Origin of the sequence: Aeromonas sp. s11, assembly GCF_040907945.1 — a bacterium.
GTDB classification, from domain to species: domain Bacteria; phylum Pseudomonadota; class Gammaproteobacteria; order Enterobacterales; family Aeromonadaceae; genus Aeromonas; species Aeromonas veronii.
On sequence record NZ_JBFOCU010000024.1, the window covers coordinates 42341 to 63545 of the forward strand.

The window sequence follows — 21205 nt, forward strand, 5'->3', positions numbered from 1 at the left end:
TCATGGCGGGAGGATAATCGATTCCAACAGCGATATCCCCTCCGGTATCGCCCCCTGATACTTTGTTGGAGTCCGCTTTATGTCTCTCGCCCCCGTCTGGTTTATCTCTCACGGCGCACCGGATCTGGTGCTGCGTGAGCAACCCGCCACCCGCTTTCTGCGAACCCTGCGTCTGGGTGAGCTCAAGGGGCTGGTGGTCATCTCCGCCCACTGGTTCAGCCGCGAGCTGCAGATTAACGTCGAGCCCAAACCGGCGCTGATGTACGACTTTTACGGTTTTCCCGAGCCCCTCTACCGGATGCGCTGGCCTGCCAGCAGCCCCGAGTGGCTGCAACAAGGGGTGAGCGACCAGCTGGCACTGGCCGGACTGACCGCCACCCCGGTGCGGCGCGAGCTGGATCACGGAGTCTGGTCGCCCCTATCTCTGATCGACCCAAACAGCGAGATCCCGCTGGTGCAGATCTCCATTCCCGCGAGCTTCACCCCGGCCCAATTGTGGCAGTTGGGAGAGGTATTGGGGGCGCTGCGCAGTCAGGGGATTGGCATCCTCGCCTCTGGCGCCATTACCCACAACCTGCGGGCGCTGGCACCGGAAGGCTCGCCGGTGCCTGAGTGGGCCAGCCAGTTTGTCGACTGGCTGGAGCAGAAGATGGCCGATGAGGATCGGCTGGCGCTGCTCGACTATCGCCAGCAGGCCCCCGGAGCGGTGGAGTCTCATCCCCACGATGATCATCTGCGCCCGCTCTTTGTGGCGTTGGGGTCGGCCGATGGTGTAGCTCCCACCCGGCTGCACGAGAGCTGGGATGGCGGCAGCCTCTATATGGGCGCCTACCGCTTCGGCTGATAACCTCTCAACAAGACCCCGCCAATTGGCGGGGTCTTGTTGTTTACGGCGTGGGGGGGAGCCGATGGTATTGGTGATGGAACTGATGCTACTCAGGGGACCACCACCCGGCTCTCGCCGCCGCCGAGGGCTTCGACCCTGATCTGCACGCCGATCCGCTCCACCAGCGTCTGGACGTGGGAGATGACCCCGATCTGGCGACCGGCGGCCTGCAGGGAGTCTAGGCTGGCGAGCGCCAGATCCAGACTGTCCGGATCCAGGGTGCCAAACCCTTCGTCGATAAAGAGCGACTCGACCTGGGTCTGGCGTGACGAGAGGCTGGAGAGGGCCAGCGCCAGCGCCAGCGACACCAGAAAACTCTCGCCGCCGGAGAGAGAGTCCACCGAGCGCACCTCATCCCCCATGTCGAGATCCACCACTTGCAGCGCCAGATCGGTGCCGGGTACTCGCTCCAGCCGGTAGCGCGGTGATAGTTCGGCGAGCTGGGCGTTGGCCTCCAGCAGCAGACGCTCGAGGGTAAGGCTCTGGGCGAAGGTGCGGAACTTGGCGCCGTTGGCTTGCCCGATCAGATCGCACAGCTGCTGCCAGTGGTCGGCCACTGCCTGCTGGGCGGCCAGCTCCTGTTGCAGGCTACCGGCCTTGAGAGCGGCGGCTTCGGCCTGTGCCAGCTTGCTCTTGCACTCGAACAGCTGCTCTTCAAGGGCGCGACAACGGGCATCGAGTGCCGCCAGTTGATCGCTCAGCTTTGCATCCGGCAGGGCAGCCAGCTCGGGGTGATGCTCGCGATAGCGATCCCGCTTGCTCTCCTCCAGTGCCAGTGCCCGTTGCCGCTCGGCAAGGCGGGTGCGCGCCTCGCCAACCGCATCCTCCAGCCCTTGCAGGGCAGTGCGGCGAGCCTTGAGTTCATCGGGGCTGATGGCGAGCAGACGGCGCAGGTCGTATTCGGCGATGCCGAGGGTACTGGCGTGGGCAGCCCAGCGCCCCAGCACCTCCCGCTTGCGGCGGCTGCTGGTCTGCTTTTCCTGCTCCACATGGGTGAGACGGGTCTTGAGTTCGGTCTGCCGCTCCCGCAGAACGCGGGCGCTGCTTTGCATCAGCTCCAGTTCGCTGGCGAGCTGTTGCAGCCGCTGTTGCCAGCGGCTCTCGACCAGCGGGATCTCCTCGCCATTCAGACAGGTGGCGCGGCTGGTGAGCAGCCCCTGCCGCTGCTGCTCGTGCTCCTTGTAGTCCCGCTCGAGTTTGTGCAGCAGCTCGCGCTGGGTCTGCAGGCGCGCCTCCTGCGCACTCAGGGCGGGGGTGAGGCTGGCGATCTCGCTGGCCAGCCGCTCCCACTCGCTCTGGCCGTGCAGCCAGGCTTCGCAGGCTCGCTGCCACTCGTGCCACTGCTGGCTGCCGAGCCATTGGCGCCACGGTTGGCCGCCCATCTGCTCGTCGAGGCGGTGGGCGCCTTGCTCAAGGCGCTGGCGCAGGGTCGCTTCCTGCTCGCCCATCCCCTTCACTTCCCCTTCCAGCGCGATGCGCTGGCGATCGGCCTCTTGCCACTGCTGGTCAAACTGCTGGTGCTGGGCAGCCAGTTGGCTCAGTTGTTGACGCACCCCTTGCAGCTGTTGTTGGCCAAGCTGGGCCTGACGCAGCTGCTGCTGGCTCTGGGCCAACCCCTGCTCCAGCGCCTGGCCACGGCCAAGCAGTGTGCTCATCAGCTCGTTCCACTCAATGGGGCTTTGGCGCAGCGGCAGCGGATGGCCGAGCAGGGTATCGCCCCCCAGCTGTTGCCAGCGCTGGGTCAGCTGCTCGGCGCGGGTTTCCAGCTCCGGCAGGTGCTGCTGACGCACCGCCAGCTGGCGGGCCAACTCCTGACGCTCGCTATCGCACTGGATGTATTGATGGTTGAGCCGTTCCCACTCCAGCTCCAGACTGCGGGCCCGCTCAGCCAGTTGACCGAGAATGCCGGCCACCTGTGGCTGGCTCTGGCTGTAGGGGTGCTCCCCGGAACCGCACAGCGGGCAAGGTTCGCCATCGCTCAGGATATGGCGATACTGCTCGAAGCTGGCGATGGCGCGGGACTGCTCCAGCGCGTGGCGCGCTTCATCCCGCTGCAGGGCGAGCCGCTCGCGGGCGGGGGCCAGCTCTTCGCCAAGGGTGGCGAGCTTGCCCAGCGCTAGCTCCAGCTGGGCAATCTCCTGCTGCAAGCGGCCATGCTGTTCGCCGTGGTTGCGGCCATAATCGGCCAGCTCCAGCAGCTGGCGCAGCTGACCCAGCTGTTCGGTTTGCTGCTGCCACTGCTCCTGCGCCTTGGCGAGGCGGCTCTCCCACTGCTGCTCCTGCAGCTCGTTCTGTTGCTGTTGCAGCCGAGCTTGTTCATGTTGCCAGTAGTCGCGCTCTTGCTGGCCTTGCTCCAGCTGGCGCTGCAATTGTTGCAGGGCGCGCAGCTTGTGATCCCGCAGGGTGAGCAGCTGTTGCAGCTTGTCGGCATCCTCGGCCCAATCTTGCATGGCGGTGAGCAGGGGTTGCCACTGACGGGCCACCGGTGCCAGCTCCTTGTGCTCTTCGAGCCAAAGGCCCCACTGCTGGTGCTGCTGCTTGAGCAGTTCTACCTGTCGGCTCTGCTCGCGCCAGCCCTGCTCCAGCGTGAGTTGCACTTCCCGTTCCTGCGCCCCCTCCTGCTGGATCTTCTGCAACTGCTGCACTTTCTCCCTGATGCGGGTATCGAGCTCCTGCGCCCGCTTGAGTTCGGGTTGCAGGGCACCCCATTCCCGCTCGGCGGCGATCTTCTCCGCCAGCAACTGCTGTTCGGTCAGCGCGCTCTGCTGGGTCTGCTCCTCGAGTTTGGCAAGCTCCGGCCCCAGCTCGGCGATCACCTTCTCCTGCTGCTGTACCTCAAGGGTGAGGCGGGCCAGCTCGTCGTGATCGGCTCGGGCCACCTGGGCCTGTTCGGCACGAGCGAACTCCTCGCGCTCGGGGGCCGCGGCGCCGTGGGCCTGCATGGCGGCCTCCAGCGCGGCTTCCCCCTCGCTGCAACCTTGCTGCTGGGTGGCGATACGGCTATTGAGGTCGCGCAAGTCCTGCATCAGCTGCTGCTGTTGCTGCTCGTGCTTGAGGGTGGTGGAGAGGTTCACCTGCTGGCTTACCAAATGCTCGCGGGTCACTTCGTCCATCAGCGCCACGTCGCCGAGGCGCTGGGCGATGGTGGCCAGCTTCTGCTGCTCTTCCCGCGCCCGTTCATAGGTCTGGATGGAGATGGCGGAGTAGAGCTCGGTGCCTGTCATCCGTTCGAGCAGGGCGGAGCGCTCGTTGGCGTCCGATTTGAGGAAGGCGGCAAACTCCCCCTGCGGCAGGATCACCGCGCGGCGGAACTGCTCCCAGGAGAGACCCACCAGCTCGTCGATGCGATCCTGCAGCTCCCGCTTGCTGCCGGAGAAAACTTGCCCTGACTCCACATCGGTCAGGGTTCGCTCCTGCGCCTGAAAACGCCCCTCCGAGCGGTTGCGCGCCCGGCGCACTGCCCAGCGGGCCAGCCAGATGCGACCATCGCAGCCACGAAACTGCACCTCGGCAAAGCCGCTGGCGTGGCCGCGACTGAGGATACCGCGCACGTCGTTGGCCTTGAGCTTCTCTTCATCATCCATGCGGCCCACTTCGGCCACGTTCTTGCGATTGGCGATAAAGCGCGGCATCTCGTCGTATAAGGCCAGACAAATGGCGTCGAGCAGGGTGCTTTTGCCTGCGCCGGTGTTGCCGGTGATGGCAAACAGACCGGCGGCGCCGAGGGCCCCCTTGGTAAAGTCGATGGTGAAGGGGCCGGTCAGACTGGCCAGATTCTCACCTGACAGAGACAAGATTTTCATTGGTTTGACTCCTTCACCTGCTCCAGGATCTCTTCAAACGAGGCGACCAGCCCGGCCTCGGGCTCCCCTTCAAACTGGCGCTGATAGCAGAGGCGAAACACCTCGGTGGGGGAGAGCTCATCGAGCCTGCGCCGCTCGCGACCATCGGCCAGCCCTTCCCCCGTGCCCTGATATTGGGTGCTGATGCGGGCCAGACGCACCGGTTTATCTGCGATGGCGGCGAGAATGCGCTCGCGGATGCGGGCCTCGGGCTTGGGCAGCAGCAGCCGCACTTCGAGGAAAGGTTGTGCCTCTTGTGGACAATCAGGCAGCTCGAGCGATGCGATGGCGTTCAGCGCGTCGTCGAGGGTGTTCTGGGGCAGGCGGATCATCTCCACCGCGCGGGGCACCGGGATCCGCTCCAGCCCGGCCAGTTTCCCCTCCGCAAAGGTCACTTCCAGCACCTGATGGTTGTAGTTGGCTTCGGCGAGCGAAAGCGGCAGCGGCGAGCCGCTGTAGTGCACCCCCTCGGCCGGGCTCTGGGCCAGATGAAGGTGGCCGAGCGCCGTGTAGTCTGCACCGGCAAAGAGTTCGGCGGGCAGGGCGTGCTGGTTGCCGCCAAGCACCCGCCGCTCTGACAGCTCCGAGAGCTGGCCCGCCGCCAGATAGGCGTGGCCCATGGCGATGAGCGGCAGATCCTCCCCGCAGCGAGCGCGCCCTTCGGCCAGTACCTCGGCGTAGACCTGACGCACCCCTTCGATCAGCCTGTCTTGTCCTTCTGCCAACTGCTCCACCCGCAGATCGCTGCTGCGCAGGAACGGCACGGCGGCGCACCAGGCGGCAATGCTGCCCTCCCGGTCTTGCAGCGGTACCAGCAGACGGTCGGTCTCGAGCTTGCCCTCACTGTCGCGGCTGATGCTGCCCACCAGATGCAGATCAAAGGCGCGCAGCAGCTCGTGGGGGGCATCGAGCTTGGAGGGGGAGTCGTGGTTGCCGCCGATCAGCACCATGTTGAGTTGGGGCATCTCGGCGCGCAGCCGCGCCAGAAAACGGTAGAGCTGTTGCCAGGCGCTGGCGGGGGGATTGGCGGTATCAAACAGATCGCCCGCTACCAACAGGGCGTCGATCTCGCGCGCCTTGAGGGTGTCGCTCAGCCAGTCGAGAAAGGCATCGTGTTCAAAACGGCGGTCGTGACCATGGAGTTGATGGCCAAGGTGCCAGTCGGCGGTATGGAGGATTTTCATTGGAAAGCAGCCCGGTTGCAGGGACGGTGCCTGTGGCACCCGATGAAGACAAGATGAGGATGCCCCGTGCTTTTTTCAAGTAAAACAGGGGGCTGGCATCGATTCAGGCAGGTTCGCAGCACATCCGGTATTGGGGGTGGCCGGTAAGGGGATCGGACTCCTCGGCCTCGATAACGAAGCCGTGGCGGCGATAGAAACGCACCGCCTGATCGTTCTCGACGAAGACCCGGGCGTGGAGCGACGCCCCCTGACGCTTGGCCTCCTGCAGCAGGGCGTGGCCGACGCCGCGGCCCTGACGATCGGGGCGCACGAACAGGGCGGCGAGATAGTTGTCCACCAGCGCCATGAAACCGAGCAGATCGCCGCGATCCTCGAACACCCAGATGGCGGCGCGATCGAGATAGCGGGTACGCAGATCCTCCTGGGCCTGCCACCAGCAGGAGGCATCGACGAAATCGTGGGCCTGCAGGGAGGCCAGCAACCAGATTTCGACGATCTCTTCCATGTCTTCCGGGCGACTGGGCCGCAACATACCTTCATCCTTATTAACAATTTACTTTCGCAGTCTAGGAGAACTTGATGAACAAACTGGTGACATAAATGAGACCCTGTGAGGTCGATCGCCCTTTATTTATCGAGAATGATTGGCTGATCACAAAGCGCCTCTCTAGTACAATGCCCGCCGGACAATCTAGAGACCGAGGACGCCATGTGGTTTAAAAACCTGCAGATTTATCGCTTTACCCGCCCCTTTGACCTGACCGTGGATCAGCTGGAAACCCAGCTGGAAGCCTGTGCCTTCACCCCTTGCGGCAGTCAGGACATCTCCCGTTTCGGGTGGGTCAAGCCCCTTGGCAAATTCGGCTCAACCCTGACCCACTCTGCTTCCGGCCACATCCTCATCTGCGCCCGCAAAGAGGAGAAGATGCTGCCCGGTACCGTGGTCAAGGAGATGCTGGCCGAGAAGGTAGAGGCGATCGAGTTCGAACAGGGACGCGCCCTCAAGAAGAAAGAGAAGGAGGCGTTGAAAGAGGAGATCCTCCATACCCTGCTGCCCCGTGCCTTTAGTCGTACCAGCCAGACCTTCGCCTGGATCAATCCGGCCGACAATTTGATGGTGGTGGATGCAGGTTCTGCCAAGAAGGCGGACGATCTGCTGGCGCTGCTGCGCAAATCTATCGGTTCCCTGCCGGTGGTGCCGGTGGCCCTCAAGAACCCACCCGAGATCACCATGACCGAGTGGTTGAACGAGGGCAACCTGCCCGCCTCCTTCACGCTGGAAGATGAAGCCGAGCTGCGCAGTGCCATGGAGCACGGCGGCATCATCCGCTGCAAGCAGCAGGATCTGATGACGGATGAAATCAAGAACCATCTGGCCAACGACAAGCTGGTGACCAAGCTGGCCCTTAACTGGGGCGAGACCGTCAGCTTCGTGCTGGGGGATGATCTCTCCATCAAGCGTCTGAAATTCAGCGAAGAGCTGCGCGAGCAGAACGACGACGTCACCAGCGAAGATCCGGCTGCCCGTCTGGATGCGGACTTCGCGCTGGTCACCGCCGAGCTGTCCCAGTTTATCCCGGCGCTGTTTGCCGCCCTGGGTGGTGAAGAGCAGTCCATCTAACCGGACTTGCGCCTGTTTGGCCTCTGCCATCCCATCGTAAAAGCCGCCTTCGGGCGGTTTTTTTATGTCTGTTACGGATAGCCATTATTGATAGATGAGTAAGATATTGATCTTGTTCAATAACTTGAGCTACCAGCGCCAATCGTGACATAGTCCCTCTTTATGGTCATAAAACAGACAAGGAGAGTGTCATGTTGCGCAAACCTCTGGGGCTCGCTATCGCCCTTGCCCTGCTGGCCGGTTGTGCCAGTGACAACGGCTTTCACTACACCCCGCCAGCCCAGACCCTGAGCGCGCCGGAAGCCGCCAGTGGCTGGACCGACAAGCAGGGCTGGCAGGGCCATGACTTCATGGTGGCGGCCGCCAACCCGCTGGCGGTGGATGCGGGCTACCAGATCATCAAGGCCGGTGGCAGTGCCGTCGATGCTGCCATTGCGGTACAGCTGGTGTTGACGCTGGTTGAGCCGCAATCCTCCGGGATCGGTGGCGGGACGCTGCTGCTGGTGTGGGATGGCCGCAAGGTGAGTGCGGTGGATGGCCGCGAGACGGCGCCGGCTGCCGCCACCGACCAGCTGTTTATGCAAGATGGCAAGCCGCTGGCGTTTTATGACGGGGTGGTGGGAGGCCGCTCGGTCGGCGTTCCCGGCACCCTGCGCGCTCTGGCACTGGCCCATCAACGTTATGGCAAGCTGCCCTGGGCTGCGTTGTTCGAGCCCGCCATCACGCTGGCAGAGCAAGGATTTGTGATAAGTCCACGGCTGGCCACATTGCTGGCCAAGGATCCCTATCTGGCACGGGATCCGCAGGCGCGAGCCTACTTCTATCAGGCGGATGGCAGCCCCAAAATGGCAGGCACCCGGCTGACCAACCCGGCGCTGGCCAAGGTGCTGCGCACTCTGGCCACAGAGGGGGCGGATGCCTTCTATCAGGGGCCGCTGGCGGATGCCATGGTGGCCAAGGTACGCCAACATCCCACCAATCCCGGGGTACTGGCGGCCACCGATCTGGCCAGCTATCAGGCCAAAGTGCGGGATGGCCTCTGCTTTGACTATCGCCAGAGCAAGATCTGCGGCTTTCCCACTCCCTCGTCCGGCACCCTGGCGCTCGGCCAGATCTTCGGCATGCTGGAGAACCGCGATATGGCGGCCCTCAAGCCGATCACCACGAAGGAGGGGGGACTGGCTGCTTCCAGCGAGGCTATCCACCTCTACAGCGAAGCGGCGCGTCTCGCCTTCGCCGATCGCAACCAGTACGTCGCCGACAGCGATTTTGTCAGCGTGCCGGTGCAGGGGCTGCTGGACAAGGGCTATCTGGCCGAACGCGGCAAGCTTGTCGGTCAGCTCTCCATGGGGATTGCCAAGCCCGGTACGCCGCCACTGGCGCTGGCGCGGGGCAAGGATGCGACCCCGGAACTCCCCTCCACCAGCCATGTCTCGATCGTCGACAAGGCAGGGATGGCCATCTCCATGACCAGCTCCATCGAGGATGGTTTCGGATCGCGTCAGATGGTCAACGGCTACCTGCTCAACAACCAGCTCACCGATTTCTCCTTCACCTCGGTGGATGCTGCCGGTCTGCCGGTGGCAAACCGGGTAGAGCCGGGCAAGCGGCCCCGCTCCTCCATGTCACCCCTGCTGGTGTTTGACAAGCCAAGCGGCGAGCTGACCATGACGCTGGGCTCGCCGGGGGGCTCCGCCATCATCAACTACGTGGGCAAGACCCTGCTCGGTACTCAGGATTGGGGCCTGAACCTGCAACAGGCCATCAACCTGCCCAACTTTGGCAGCCGCAACGGCCCCACCGAGCTGGAAGCGGGACGCACCCCCATGTCGGTGGTCGAGGGATTGAAGGCGAGGGGACATGAGGTGGTACTGAACGAGCAAACCTCCGGCCTGCAAGGGGTTGAGCGCAATGGCGGTGGCTGGTTTGGCGCAGCGGATCCGCGCCGGGAAGGGATCGCCAAGGGGGAGTGAGGTTCCCATAGCAACAAGGCCAGCATGATGCTGGCCTTGTTGTTGATGGAGCGTGACGGAGCGCTTACTGGATACCCAGCAGCTCCACGTCGAAGATCAGGACTGATCCCGGCGGGATTTTGCCAGCGGCGCGGTCGCCGTAGGCGAGGTTGGCAGGGATGTAGAAACGGGTCTTCTCACCTTCCACCATCAGCTGCACCCCTTCGGTCCAGCCAGCGATCACCTGATTGAGGCCAAACTCGATGGGCTCGCCACGGGCGACCGAGCTGTCAAAGACGGTGCCATCCAGCAGTTTGCCCTCGTAGTGCACCTTCACCTTGCTGGTGGCGGTGGGGTGAACGGTGCCGGTGCCCGGGGTCAGCACTTCGTACTGCAGGCCGGAGGCGGTGGTGGTCACCAGCGGCTTCTCCTTGTTGCTGGCGAGGAACTCGGCGCCAATCCGCACGTTGTCGGCCGCCAGCTTCTTGTTGTTGCTGCTGGAGTAGAAGTAGTAGGCCACACCGGCGATGAGCAGCGCGATCAGTATGAATTTCATCGGTTTTTCCTGTTCCATGAAATGTAAAAAGTGCAATGAGGGCGTCATCTTATCGCGCACCGCCCCTGATGGCGAGCCACAGGGCGGGAGGATGTGAGCGGGCAGGCAAAGCCCGGCGAGCTGGACGCAAAAAGGGGCGAGTCGGTGACTCGCCCCTTGCCATGACGGCGGCGCTTACTTGGCGGCCACCATCATCAGGGCGGGCAGGGCGAAGAAGAGACCCGTCACATAACCCAGAGCCAGCAGTTTGTTCTCGCTGCCTACCCGGGCCAGCCCCTCGGCGGCGCGTACCGGCAGGTCACGCAGGAAGGGGATGCCATAGATGATGACCACGGCAAAGAGGTTGAACAGCACGTGGACCAGCGCGATGGTCAGGGCCAGCTGGGCACCGGCTCCACTGATGGCAGTGGCAGCCAGCAGGGCGGTGATGGTGGTCCCGATATTGGCCCCCAGTGTGAAGGGGTAGAGCTGACGGGTGCTGAACACACCGCCGCCGGCCAGCGGGATCATCAGGCTGGTGGTGGTGGAGGAGGACTGCACCATGATGGTCACCAGCGCACCGGAGGTGATGCCGGTCAGCGGGCCACGGCCCAGCGCCTTGTGCAGCACCTCTTTGGCACGGCCAACCAGTACCTGTTGCAGCACTTTGCCGAGATACGTGACGCAGGCGAGGATCAGCAGGATACCGATGATGATGGTCGCGATGGCGGCACCCTTGCCAGGCAGGAAGGCAACGGCGCTGTCAATCAGCTGCTGGGCCGGTGCGGTCAGCGGCTTCATGAAATCCATGCCCTTCATCGACATGTTGGCGGAGCCTACCAGCAGGTTGGCCAGCCACTCGGCGCTGTGTTGCAGCAGGCCGAACATCAGCTCCAGCGGCAGGAAGATGAACACCGCCAGCAGGTTGAAGAAGTCGTGCACGGTGGCGGCGGCGAAAGCGCGGCGGAACTCGGCGCGATCCCGCACATGGCCCATGGAGACGATGGTGTTGGTGATGGTGGTGCCGAGGTTGGCACCCATGACCATGGGGATGGCCATGCCGATGGGCAGGCCGCCAGCCACCAGACCGACGATCACCGAGGTGACGGTGCTGGAGGATTGCACCAGCGCGGTAGCGAGAATACCCAGCAGCAGGGCGACAAAGGGGTTGTTGGCAAAGGCGAAGATCTGGGCTGCACCCTCGGCGCCGCCGGAGAAATCTTTGAAACCGTGGGAAATGGCGCCCACGGCAACCAGGATCAGGTAGACCAGTACGATGACACTCATCCAGTTGAACAGGGCGCGGGTCGCGGGCGGCTGTGACAAGGAGTGATGGTGTTGCATAAAGCCTCTTGAGACGGTCGTTCCGTCTTGGGTTGTTGATGACCCGCGCATTTAATCAATGGTTAATGACAGAAATATGACAACGTGACATTTCGATGATGTTTTTATGACGACGAACTGCGGCGACAGGCGCTGACCGAGCCGGTTGGCTCAGGGGTGGCAAAAGGGGGGACGAAGGCACTGCCGCCTTGCCAGCCGGGACGTGATCGCTACACTGCGCCCCTTTATTGGCAAGCAGGAGTAAACAAGATGATGCGTGCATGGATCCTCTCTCTGTCGCTGGGGCTGCTCTCGGCAGGGGCACAGGCCAGCCTGTTTAAAACCGACTGCAACCTCGACAAGGCCCTAAAAAACGAAGCGGTGAATGCCACTCTGGGGGTCAAGGGCAACTGTGATACCAGCAAGCTGGTGAAGCAGGAGAAAGAGAAGGTGAAAGCTGAGGTGCAAAAAGGCCGCACCGACCTGCTGGGCGAGAAGCGTGCCGACCTCAAGGAGAGCGGCAACGGTATGCAGCAGAAGATGGACAAGGCAAACCAGCAGCTGCACAAGGCGGAGCAGGATGCCAAGACCATCGCTCGCGATCCGCTCAAGGCTGCGGCGACCGCCGTACTGGATAAGCAGTAAGCAGACCGGGCCCAAGCCCGTGTGACCGGCAAGAGACCGGCAGCAAAAAGGGGAGCCATGGCTCCCCTTCTGTCTATCCGTTATCCGCAAAGGATCAGGCGTCAGCCGCCTCTTCGTACTGACGGAACGGGATGCGGAACACCGCCAGACGCAGGAACAGATAGGTTGCGCCGAGGCCCGCCCAGATCAGGCCCAGCTCCAGCGAGCTCTGCTCCAGGTTGATCCACAGCGCACCGATGGTGGCGGCGCCGAGCAGCGGCATCAACAGGTAGATGACGTGATCCTTGAGGGTCTTGTTGCGCTTCTCGCGCACCCAGAACTGACCGATCACCGACAGGTTGACGAAGCTGAACGCCACCAGTGCGCCGAAGTTGACCAGCGCCAGCGCGGTATCCAGATCAAACGAGACGGCGGAGAGGGCCAGACCACCCACCATCAGCACGTTGATGGCTGGGGTGCGGTATTTCGGGTGGATGTAGCCAAACACCCGCTCCGGGATCATGCGATCACGCCCCATCACGTAGAGGATGCGCGACACACCGGCGTGAGCCGCCATGCCGGAGGCCAGTACCGCGACCGTGGTGCAGACCAGCACCACGGACTGGAAGAAGGTGCCGCCAACGTAGAGGGCGATCTCCGGCAGTACTGCATCCGGATGCTGAAAGCGGGCAAGGCTCGGGAAGTAGAGCTGCAGGCAGTAAGAGACCACCACGAAGATGATGCCGCCGATAAGGGCAGTCAGCACGATCGCCTTGGGGATCACCTTGCCGGCATTCGGAGTCTCTTCGGAGAGGGAACTCAGACCGTCAAAGCCCAAGAACGAGAAGCAGAGGATGGTTGCACCGGTAAAGAGCGGTACCAGCTGTGCTGACTCGAAGTGGAACGGACGGCTGCTCATCAGGGTGCCAGCCCCTTCACCGTGGTAGATGCCCCACGCCATCAGGCCGATAAAGAGGGTGATGATGGCCAGCTGGATCACCACGATCAGACCGTTGAAGTTAGCCACCAGATTGATGCCGCGCAGGTTCAGGAAGGTCATCACGGTCACCAGACCGAAGATGAACACCCAAGGCTCGACGCCCGGGAACATGGCGGTCAGGTAGATCTTGGCCAGCAGGATGTTGATCATCGGCATGAACATGTAATCGAGCAGGGATGACCAGCCGACCATGAAACCGACGTAGGGGTTGAACACCTTCTGGGCATAGGTATAGGCAGAGCCCGCAGAGGGGAACTTGCGTACCAGATGTCCGTAGCTGAAAGCGGTGAGCAGGATGCCACCCAGAGCCAGCAGATAGGCGGTGGCGACCCGGCCATCGGTGATGTCACCGACGATGGCGAAGGTGTCGAAGACAGCCATGGGGGTCAGATAGGCCAGACCCATCACAATCACTTGTGTCAGGGTAAGGGTCTTGAGCAGCTTGGCGTTTTGCGATGCCATTACGCTTTCTCCTCAATCAGTGCCGCAGCACGTGCTTGCAACGAGCGCAGGGATACGATGGATTCGCAAGCCTGTACATCAAGGGCGCCGGGGAGGCGCATACCGGGCTGTACCGGCAGGAAAGCATTAAAACGCCCCATTGTTATCCTCTCAACGTCGGGAGATTGTTTGGCAATCTCGAATATCACTTCCGGAAACGTTCCGGCCTCTTGTGGTGGGTTTGTACTGCACTTCAAAAATACAAAAACCGATGTCGCAGTGAACATCGGTCCTTTATTGGCGGCGTATTGTGCATTCGGTCAGCCCCCTTGACAAGCAAAAAAGGGCGGATTAACGCATTTTTTTGCATACGCATGGGGCAGGTAAGTGGTCACTCTCCCCCTGCAGCCGTCCCCGAGCCGCTCCCCCTTTTTCGGGGGGGAAGAGAACCCTGTCATGGCGTATGAAAAATCGGCAAATCGGGGCTGCAGGGTGCATAGCGCCTCAACATTGATCCTGATCATATTTGGCGGTGTTCCCCCGGGCTCGAGTCCTGCGAGCTTATCGGCTGGCGGGGGATGGGAGGGGGTGAAGTGGAAAAAGAGTGGTTGCATATCCATTCATATTAATGACTGAGGATAAGAGGCGACGCGGCTCGGGCCATGGCCCGGCGAGCAGTCCGGCTGGGTAGTTATTTGAAATCAGTCACACTTCCTGCACAAACCGCGTTTCTGGCAACCCGTGCAGCTGGCCACCAGCGCGCCGCAAAAACAACAAGGAGCCCGCAGGCTCCTTGTTCTCTATCGGGGGGAGGGGCGCCAGTAGTTACTGGGCGATCTCCACCTTGTCGGCGGTATGCAGCGGGATGCGGAACACGGTGAGGCGCAGGAACAGGTAGATGGCCCCCAGCGCCGCCCAGATCAGCCCCAGCTCGAAGGAAGAGGGCTCGAGGTTGAGCCACAGCACCCCGATGCAGGCGGCGCCACAGAGTGGCAACAGCAGGTACATCAGGTGATCCTTGAGACACTTGTTGCGGCCCAGCTTCACATAGAAGTGGGCAATCACCGCCAGGTTGACGAAGGTGAAGGCCACCAGGGCGCCGAAGTTGATCAGCGCCAGCGCCATCTCCAGATCCAGCGACACCGCAGAGAGGGCCAGCAGGCCGACCAGCAGCACGTTGAACGCCGGGGTCTGCCACTTCGGATGGATGTAGCCGAAGAAGCGGGCGGGCAGGGCGCGATCACGACCCATCACGTAGAGCAGGCGCGATACACCGGCGTGGGAGGCGAGCCCCGAGGCCAGCACCGCTACTGTGGTGCAGACCAGCACCACCGCCTGGAACAGCTTGCCGCCGACATAGAGGGCGATCTCCGGCAATACCGCATCCGGATGCTGGAAGCGGGAGATGTCCGGGAAGTAGAGTTGCAGGAAGTAGGAGGTGGTGACAAACAGCACGCCGCCAATCAGCGCCGTCAGCACGATGGCGCGGGGGATCACCCGATCCGCGTCCGGGGTCTCTTCCGACAGGGTACTGATGGCGTCAAAGCCGAGGAACGACAGACAGAGGATGGAGGCCCCCATCAGCAGCGGCGACACCTGGATCTGCTCCGAGAAGAAGGGACGGCTGCTCGCCACGGTGCCCAGCCCTTCACCGTTGTGCACGCCCCAGGCGATCAGGCCGATGAAGATGGCGATGATGCTGAACTGCATCACCACGATCAGGCTGTTGAAGTTGGCTACCAGCTTGATGCCGCGCAGGTTGAGGGCGGTCATCACCGCCGCCAGACCGAAGATATAGGTCCAGGGCTCTACGTTCGGGAAGAGGGCTTCCAGATAGATCTTGGCCAGCAGCATGTTGATCATCGGCATAAACATGTAGTCGAGCAGGGAGGTCCAGCCCACCATAAAGCCGACATAGGGGTGAAACACCTTCTGGGCATAGGTATAGGCGGAGCCGGCTGACGGGAACTTGCGCACCAGATGGCCGTAGCTCAGGGCAGTGAACAGCATGCCGATGAGGGCAAACAGGTAGGCGGTCGGCACATGACCTTCGGTGATCTCGGTAACGATGCCGAAGGTGTCGAACACCGCCATGGGGGTGAGGTACGCCAGTCCCATAACCACGACCTGCCACAGTTTGAGGGTCTTTTTCAGACCAACCTGCTGGGCCGCCATTATGCATGTTCCTCATGCAGTGCCAGAGTGGCACGGTCCATCAACGAAACCGGGAGAGAGGCCCGGGAATCAAGGGCGCCAGGGCGGCGCACACCGGCCGTGGCCGGTTGGAAAGCATTGAGATGCCCCATGTTGTTCCTCACTAGACTTGGTGTCGGGAGACTGCTGCCAATCTCGCTATCTTTTCCGGGGGTGATCCGGCCTCGTTTATGGGTTTGTTCACTGTCTAAAAAAGAACCGATGCCATTGTTTTACATCGGTTCTTTCAGTGGCGGCGCATTGTGCATTTGCAGGGCCCCCTTGACAAGAAAAAAAGGGGGCAAAATTGCATTTATTTGCACAGGTAAGTGGTCACTTTCCTGCTGGTCAGGCCTGCACGGCCTCCAGTGATTTTTCAAGGAGTTGCAGCCCCTCGTCAATCACTGCCGCAGGGGCTGTCAGGGGGGCGAGAAAACGGATGACATTTGCGCGCACCCCGCATGAGAGCAGGACCAGACCGCGTTTTCCCGCCTCGGCCACCAGTCGTTTGGTGAGGTCGGGATCGGGCTGGCTGGCATCACGGCGTTTCACCAGCTCCATGGCCACCATGGCACCGGGGCCGCGAATTTGACCTATGCAGTCAAAACGCTCGGCTATGCGTTCCAGCCCCGCCTTGATCTGCTCCCCCTGATCCAGCGCTTTCTGGTTGAGTTTCTCCTCGTCGATCACCTGCAAGACCGCCAGCGCGGCGGCGCAGGCGATGGGGGAACCGGCATAGGTGCCACCCAGGCCCCCCGGCTTGGCCGCGTTCATGATCTCCGCCTTGCCCACCACCGCCGAGAGAGGGAAGCCCCCCGCCAGACTCTTGGCCAGGGTCATGATGTCCGGCTCGATGCCGGCATATTCGGTGGCGAAGGTTTTGCCGGTGCGGCAAAAACCGCTCTGGATCTCGTCGCAGATGAGCAAAATACCGTGCTGGTCGCAGACGCTGCGCAGCTTCTGCATAAAGCTCGGGGAGGCGGGATAGAAGCCCCCTTCGCCCTGCACCGGCTCGATGATGATGGCTGCCACCCGGCTCGGCTCGATATCGGCGCTGAAGCAGAGCTCGAGGGCGTGCAGAGCATCCTCTTCACTCACCCCCAGATAATCGGCGGGGAAGGGGATGTGGTAGACCTCGCCCGGGAAGGGGCCAAAGCCGGTCTTGTAGGGCACCACCTTGCCGGTGAGCGCCATCCCCATCATGGTGCGGCCATGAAAGCCCCCCTTGAAGGCGATGGTGCCGCTGCGGCCGGTGTGGGCACGGGCAATCTTGATGGCGTTCTCGACCGCTTCGGCGCCGGTGGAGAGAAACAGGGTGCGCTTCGGCGTCGGGCCGGGCACCAGGGCGTTGAGCTTTTCGGCAAGCTCGATATAGCCCGGGTAGGGGGTGACCTGAAAGCAGGTGTGGCTGAATTTTTCCAGCTGCTCGCGCACTGCCGCCACCACTTTCGGGTGGTTGTGGCCGGTATTGAGCACGGCGATGCCGGAGGCAAAGTCGATGTAGCGGTTGCCCTCCACATCCCACAGCTCGGCATTTTGCGCCCGGTCGATAAAGACCGGCAGCAGGGTACCGACGCCGTTGACCACGGCCGCTTCGCGGCGCGCTTGCCACGCCTTGTTTGATTCTGACTGACTCATCTTTCCTCCCTGAGGGGCCGCAGCCCCCGATATTCCCTGAAAATGTGGCAGGCGTTTTGGCGCCCATCACCGCCGACCAGCCCATCGGGCCAGATCGGCGGCGCCTTGTCTCTCTGTTGCTGCCCTAGCGAATGGCGCCAAAGCAGAGGTATTTGGTCTCCAGATACTCCTCCAGCCCCTCGGCGGCCCCTTCCCGGCCCAACCCCGACTCCTTGATGCCGCCAAAGGGGGCCAGCTCGGTCGAGATGATCCCCTCGTTGATGCCGACCATGCCGTACTCCAGCTGCTCGGCGACGCGCCATACCCGTGCGATATCGCGTCCATAGAAGTAGGCGGCCAGGCCATAAGGGGTGTCGTTGGCAATGGCGATGGCTTCGGCTTCCGTCTCGAAGCGCACTAGCGGGGCGACCGGGCCGAAGATCTCCTCCTGCAGAATGGGGTTGGTTTTATCCACCTTGCCCAAAATGGTGGGTTGGTAGAAGAGGGGACCGGCGGGGTGGGCTTCGCCCCCCAGCAGCACTTCGGCACCGGCGGCGACCGATTGCTGCACCAGCTCGGCCACCTTGCTGGCGGCGGTGGGGTTGATGAGCGGGCCGATCTGGGTGCCCTCCGCCATGCCATCTCCCACCTTGAAGGCGGCGACGGCGGCAGTCAGCTTCTCGGCGAAGGCGTCATAGACGCTGGCCTGCACCAGAATGCGGTTGGCGCAGACGCAGGTCTGCCCGGCGTTGCGGTATTTGGAGGCGAGTGCCCCGGCCACTGCGGCATCGAGGTCGGCGTCGTCAAAGACGATAAAGGGGGCGTTGCCACCCAGCTCCAGCGACAGCTTCTTCATGGTGTCGGCGCACTGGCGCATCAGCAGCTTGCCGATGCGGGTGGAGCCGGTGAAGGAGAGCTTGCGCACCACCGGATTGCTGCACAGCTCGTTGCCCACCGCGCTCGCCTGATGGCTGGTGACGATATTGATGACACCGGCGGGGATGCCCGCCTGCTCGGCAAGCAGCGCCAGTGCCAGCGCGCAGAGCGGGGTCTCGGCGGCAGGCTTGATGACGATAGTGCAACCGGCTGCCAGCGCCGGGCCCGCCTTGCGGGTGATCATGGCAATGGGGAAATTCCACGGGGTGATGGCGGCGACGACCCCGACCGGCTGCTTGATGGTTGCCAACCGGCGATCGCCGCTAAAGCCCGGGATGGTGCGGCCATAGGCGCGCTTGCCCTCCTCGGCGAACCACTGGATAAAGCTGGCGCCATAGGCCACCTCGCCCTTTGCTTCCGCCAGCGGCTTGCCCTGCTCGCAGGTCATGATGCGGGCCAGCTCGTCGCTGTGGGCGGTGATGGCGGCAAACCAGGCGTAGAGCTTGTTGCTGCGCTCCTTGGCAGTCAGCGCAGCCCAGGCGGGTTGCGCCGCGTGGGCGGCCGCGATGGCGCGGCGGGTATCCTCGGCATCCATGTCGGGCACCTGGGTAATGACGGCCCCGCTGGCGGGGTTGGTGACCTCGAAGGTGCGGCCGCTGGCGGCCTCGCACCACTGTCCATCTATATAGGCGCGGGATGTGATCAAGCTGGAGTGGGATGTTGTTCCTGACATGAGAAGCCTCGAGTGTGGGTCAGAGCAGCTGGTTGCCGGAGTGAGCCGACCCTTCCTGCGCCGCTACCGTATAAAATAATAAGCACAGGAAGACCATAATTTGAGCTGAAATGTTTTTCAAGTGTTAAATATATTTGAATTGCTGGGGCGCGCCATGCTAGAAAATGTGCTGTGTAGCGCGCTTTCCTCCGTTCGCTTGCAGGCTGTAAGTGGGCAGACGACTGGGGGATGGTAAATCAGGTGTGCAAAATAATGAACGGCTGTGCTGTGTAACATAGTGAGCGGCAAGGGAAAGCTGGTTGGCTATTTTAACCAGCAGGGTAAACAGGCAGCGCCTGATCCGATGCGATCACGCGCAAGCAGGAGAGGCTGATGATGCAAGGATGCAGACATGGCGCAGCAGAGGGCCTGTCATGAGCGGGCCACAGAGCCGGGAGGGCGTGGCTCGACCGTTGAGTGTGGCTGACGCCGGGGCGCGCACCATGGGGGAACGGCTGGCGGCGGTACGCCATCAGCTGGGGCTCTCCCAGCGGCGAGCGGCCGAGCTGAGCGGCCTGACCCACGGCGCCATCTGCATGATCGAGCAGGACAAGGTGAGCCCCTCGGTCGCCTCCCTGCAAAAGCTGCTCACCATCTACGGCCTGCCGCTGTCGCGCTTCTTCGCCGAGGAGGAGAGCCGCACTCCGGAAGTGGTGATCAAGGCTGAGCAGCTGATCGAGCTGGGCAGTCAGGGGGTCTCCCTCAAGCTGGTGCACAACGGCAACAACCGCCGCCAGCTCGGCTTTATGCTGGAGACCTATCCCCCCGGCACCGACACCGGCGGTCAGGTGACCCATCAGGGGGAGGAGGTCGGCACCGTGCTGGAGGGGTCGGTGATCCTGACGGTGGCGGGCCAGAGTTATCAGCTGGAGGCGGGCGACAGCTATGTGATCGACACCGGCGAGCCCCACAGTTTCAGCAATCCGTCGGGGGAGACCTGTCGCATCGTCAGCGCCCACACCCCGGCGAGCTTTTAATCCTGACAGTAGTTTGGCAACAGAACCGGTAAGGAAACAGGGATCATGACCGAACATGTAAACAGTTACTACGCAGCCAGTGCTAATAAACACGCGCCCTACCCGACATTGACCGAGCAGCTGGAGTGCGATGTCTGCGTCATCGGGGCGGGCTATACCGGCCTATCCAGCGCCTTGCATCTGGTAGAGAAGGGCTACAAGGTGGTGGTGCTGGAGGCTGCCCGGGTCGGCTTTGGCGCCAGCGGCCGCAACGGCGGCCAGATCGTCAACTCCTACAGCCGTGACATCGACACCATAGAAGCGAACTGCCCGCCGGATCAGGCCAGACTGCTCGGTTCCATGTTGTTTGAGGGGGGACAGATCATCCGCGAGCGGATCAAGCGCTACAACATCCAGTGCGATCTGCAGGAGGGGGGCGTCTTTGCCGCCGAGACCGAGAAGCAGCTGCACGAGCTCAAATCCCAATACGCCCGCTGGCAGAAGTGGGGTAACGACCAGCTGGAGCTGCTCGATGCCAAGGGGGTGCGCGAGGTGGTGGCGAGCGATCGCTACGTCGGCGCCCTGCTCGACAAGAGCGGCGGCCATATCCACCCCCTCAATCTGGCGTTGGGGGAGGCTGAAGCCATCCGCATCCAGGGGGGGCAGATCTTCGAACAATCCGCCGTCACCAGCATCACACCGGGCCAGCCGGCGCTGGTCAAGACCGCCAAGGGGGCGGTGAAGGCGTGCTTTGTGGTGGTGGCGGGCAACGCTTACCTCGGCAATCTGGTGCCGGAACTGGCCAGCAAGAGCATGCCTTGCGGCACCCAGGTGATCGCCACCGAGGTGCTGGGAGAGGAGCGGGCCCGGTCACTCTTGCCGCAAAACTACTGTCTGGAGGATTGCAACTATCTGCTCGACTACTACCGCACCTCCGGCGATCACCGGCTGCTCTATGGCGGCGGCGTGGTCTATGGGGCGCGGGATCCGGCGGATATCGAGCGGCTGATCATCCCCAAAATGCTCAAGACCTTCCCGCAGCTGGCCGACGTCAAGGTGGAGTACACCTGGACTGGCAACTTCCTGCTCACCCTGTCGCGGCTGCCGCAGTTTGGTCGCATCGGCCCCAACATCTACTACATGCAGGGCTACAGCGGCCACGGCGTCACCTGTACCCATCTGGCGGGCAAGCTGCTTTCGGAGGTGCTGAGCGGTCAGGCCGAGCGCTTCGATGCCTTTGCCAAACTGCCGCACTACCCCTTCCCGGGTGGCCGCCTGTTCCGCATCCCCTTCACCGCCGCGGGCGCCGCCTGGTACACCCTGCGCGACCGCTTGGGGGTATAAGAGCTGCCCAGCGAGAAATGTGGGCTGGTGGTTGCCGCT

At 62.7% G+C, this 21205-nt stretch carries 16 protein-coding genes; 6 read left to right on the plus strand and 10 right to left on the minus strand.

What is annotated here, in order from left to right:
• The first annotated feature begins 79 nt into the window (after positions 1-79).
• Positions 80-844, plus strand: coding sequence for a class III extradiol ring-cleavage dioxygenase (locus AB5Y84_RS06620; protein WP_368176615.1), 765 nt, complete (start codon positions 80-82; stop codon positions 842-844).
• 92 nt (positions 845-936) lie between these two features.
• Here AB5Y84_RS06620 and AB5Y84_RS06625 read toward each other — a convergent pair whose 3' ends face one another.
• The 3 genes from AB5Y84_RS06625 to AB5Y84_RS06635 all read right to left on the minus strand — a co-directional run bounded on the left by AB5Y84_RS06625 (position 937) and on the right by AB5Y84_RS06635 (position 6444).
• Positions 937-4689, minus strand: coding sequence for an AAA family ATPase (locus AB5Y84_RS06625; RefSeq protein WP_368176616.1), 3753 nt, complete (start codon positions 4687-4689; stop codon positions 937-939).
• A complete protein-coding gene (locus AB5Y84_RS06630) occupies positions 4686-5912 on the minus strand; it encodes an exonuclease SbcCD subunit D C-terminal domain-containing protein (protein ID WP_368176617.1) in 1227 nt (408 codons plus the stop codon). The genes AB5Y84_RS06625 and AB5Y84_RS06630 overlap by 4 nt, the downstream gene beginning before the upstream one ends.
• Before the next feature lie 103 nt (positions 5913-6015).
• Positions 6016-6444 (minus strand): GNAT family N-acetyltransferase, encoded by a 429-nt coding sequence (locus AB5Y84_RS06635; RefSeq protein WP_368176618.1) that lies wholly within the window; start codon positions 6442-6444, stop codon positions 6016-6018.
• A gap of 177 nt (positions 6445-6621) precedes the next feature.
• Here AB5Y84_RS06635 and rdgC point away from each other — a divergent pair, with 177 nt between their 5' ends.
• Positions 6622-7533, plus strand: a complete 912-nt coding sequence (gene rdgC / locus AB5Y84_RS06640) for a recombination-associated protein RdgC (RefSeq protein ID WP_005347467.1) — start codon at positions 6622-6624, stop codon at positions 7531-7533.
• A gap of 191 nt (positions 7534-7724) precedes the next feature.
• Complete coding sequence (gene ggt / locus AB5Y84_RS06645) at positions 7725-9506, plus strand: gamma-glutamyltransferase (RefSeq protein WP_368176619.1); 1782 nt, start codon at positions 7725-7727, stop codon at positions 9504-9506.
• Between the two features lie 64 nt (positions 9507-9570).
• Here the strand turns inward: ggt and AB5Y84_RS06650 are convergent, their stop codons facing one another.
• Together AB5Y84_RS06650 and AB5Y84_RS06655 are read right to left on the minus strand one after the other, a co-directional pair.
• The gene (locus tag AB5Y84_RS06650; protein ID WP_005347462.1) at positions 9571-10041 is read right to left on the minus strand and encodes an FKBP-type peptidyl-prolyl cis-trans isomerase; all 471 of its coding nucleotides are present in this window, start codon (positions 10039-10041) and stop codon (positions 9571-9573) included.
• A gap of 174 nt (positions 10042-10215) precedes the next feature.
• Positions 10216-11364 carry a Na/Pi cotransporter family protein gene (locus AB5Y84_RS06655; RefSeq protein WP_139732559.1) on the minus strand — a complete coding sequence of 383 codons (1149 nt, stop codon included), beginning with the start codon at positions 11362-11364 and terminating at the stop codon, positions 10216-10218.
• A gap of 249 nt (positions 11365-11613) precedes the next feature.
• On the opposite strand from AB5Y84_RS06655, the gene AB5Y84_RS06660 reads away from it, so the two are divergent.
• Entirely contained in the window at positions 11614-11988 is a 375-nt protein-coding gene (locus AB5Y84_RS06660; protein ID WP_368176620.1) for a hypothetical protein, read from the plus strand.
• 94 nt (positions 11989-12082) lie between these two features.
• Here AB5Y84_RS06660 and AB5Y84_RS06665 read toward each other — a convergent pair whose 3' ends face one another.
• From AB5Y84_RS06665 to AB5Y84_RS06685, 5 genes are all read right to left on the minus strand, one after another.
• Positions 12083-13429, minus strand: coding sequence for an APC family permease (locus AB5Y84_RS06665; protein ID WP_021230506.1), 1347 nt, complete (start codon positions 13427-13429; stop codon positions 12083-12085).
• Positions 13429-13695 carry a hypothetical protein gene (locus tag AB5Y84_RS06670; RefSeq protein WP_021230505.1) on the minus strand — a complete coding sequence of 89 codons (267 nt, stop codon included), beginning with the start codon at positions 13693-13695 and terminating at the stop codon, positions 13429-13431. Before AB5Y84_RS06670 ends, AB5Y84_RS06665 begins: the two co-directional genes overlap by 1 nt.
• Positions 13696-14233: 538 nt before the next feature.
• The gene (locus AB5Y84_RS06675; protein WP_005359067.1) at positions 14234-15583 is read right to left on the minus strand and encodes an APC family permease; all 1350 of its coding nucleotides are present in this window, start codon (positions 15581-15583) and stop codon (positions 14234-14236) included.
• Between the two features lie 366 nt (positions 15584-15949).
• Positions 15950-17239, minus strand: a complete 1290-nt coding sequence (gene gabT, locus AB5Y84_RS06680; protein ID WP_368176621.1) for a 4-aminobutyrate--2-oxoglutarate transaminase — start codon at positions 17237-17239, stop codon at positions 15950-15952.
• 124 nt (positions 17240-17363) lie between these two features.
• Positions 17364-18827: an NAD-dependent succinate-semialdehyde dehydrogenase gene (locus AB5Y84_RS06685; RefSeq protein WP_368176622.1), complete on the minus strand. Its 1464-nt coding sequence runs from the start codon at positions 18825-18827 to the stop codon at positions 17364-17366.
• A 413-nt stretch (positions 18828-19240) separates the two neighbouring features.
• Here AB5Y84_RS06685 and puuR point away from each other — a divergent pair, with 413 nt between their 5' ends.
• Together puuR and AB5Y84_RS06695 are read left to right on the plus strand one after the other, a co-directional pair.
• Positions 19241-19843: an HTH-type transcriptional regulator PuuR gene (gene puuR / locus AB5Y84_RS06690; protein WP_201938341.1), complete on the plus strand. Its 603-nt coding sequence runs from the start codon at positions 19241-19243 to the stop codon at positions 19841-19843.
• Between the two features lie 45 nt (positions 19844-19888).
• On the plus strand, positions 19889-21166 hold the full coding sequence (locus tag AB5Y84_RS06695; RefSeq protein WP_368176623.1) for an NAD(P)/FAD-dependent oxidoreductase: 1278 nt from the start codon (positions 19889-19891) through the stop codon (positions 21164-21166).
• The last annotated feature ends 39 nt before the right edge of the window (positions 21167-21205 follow it).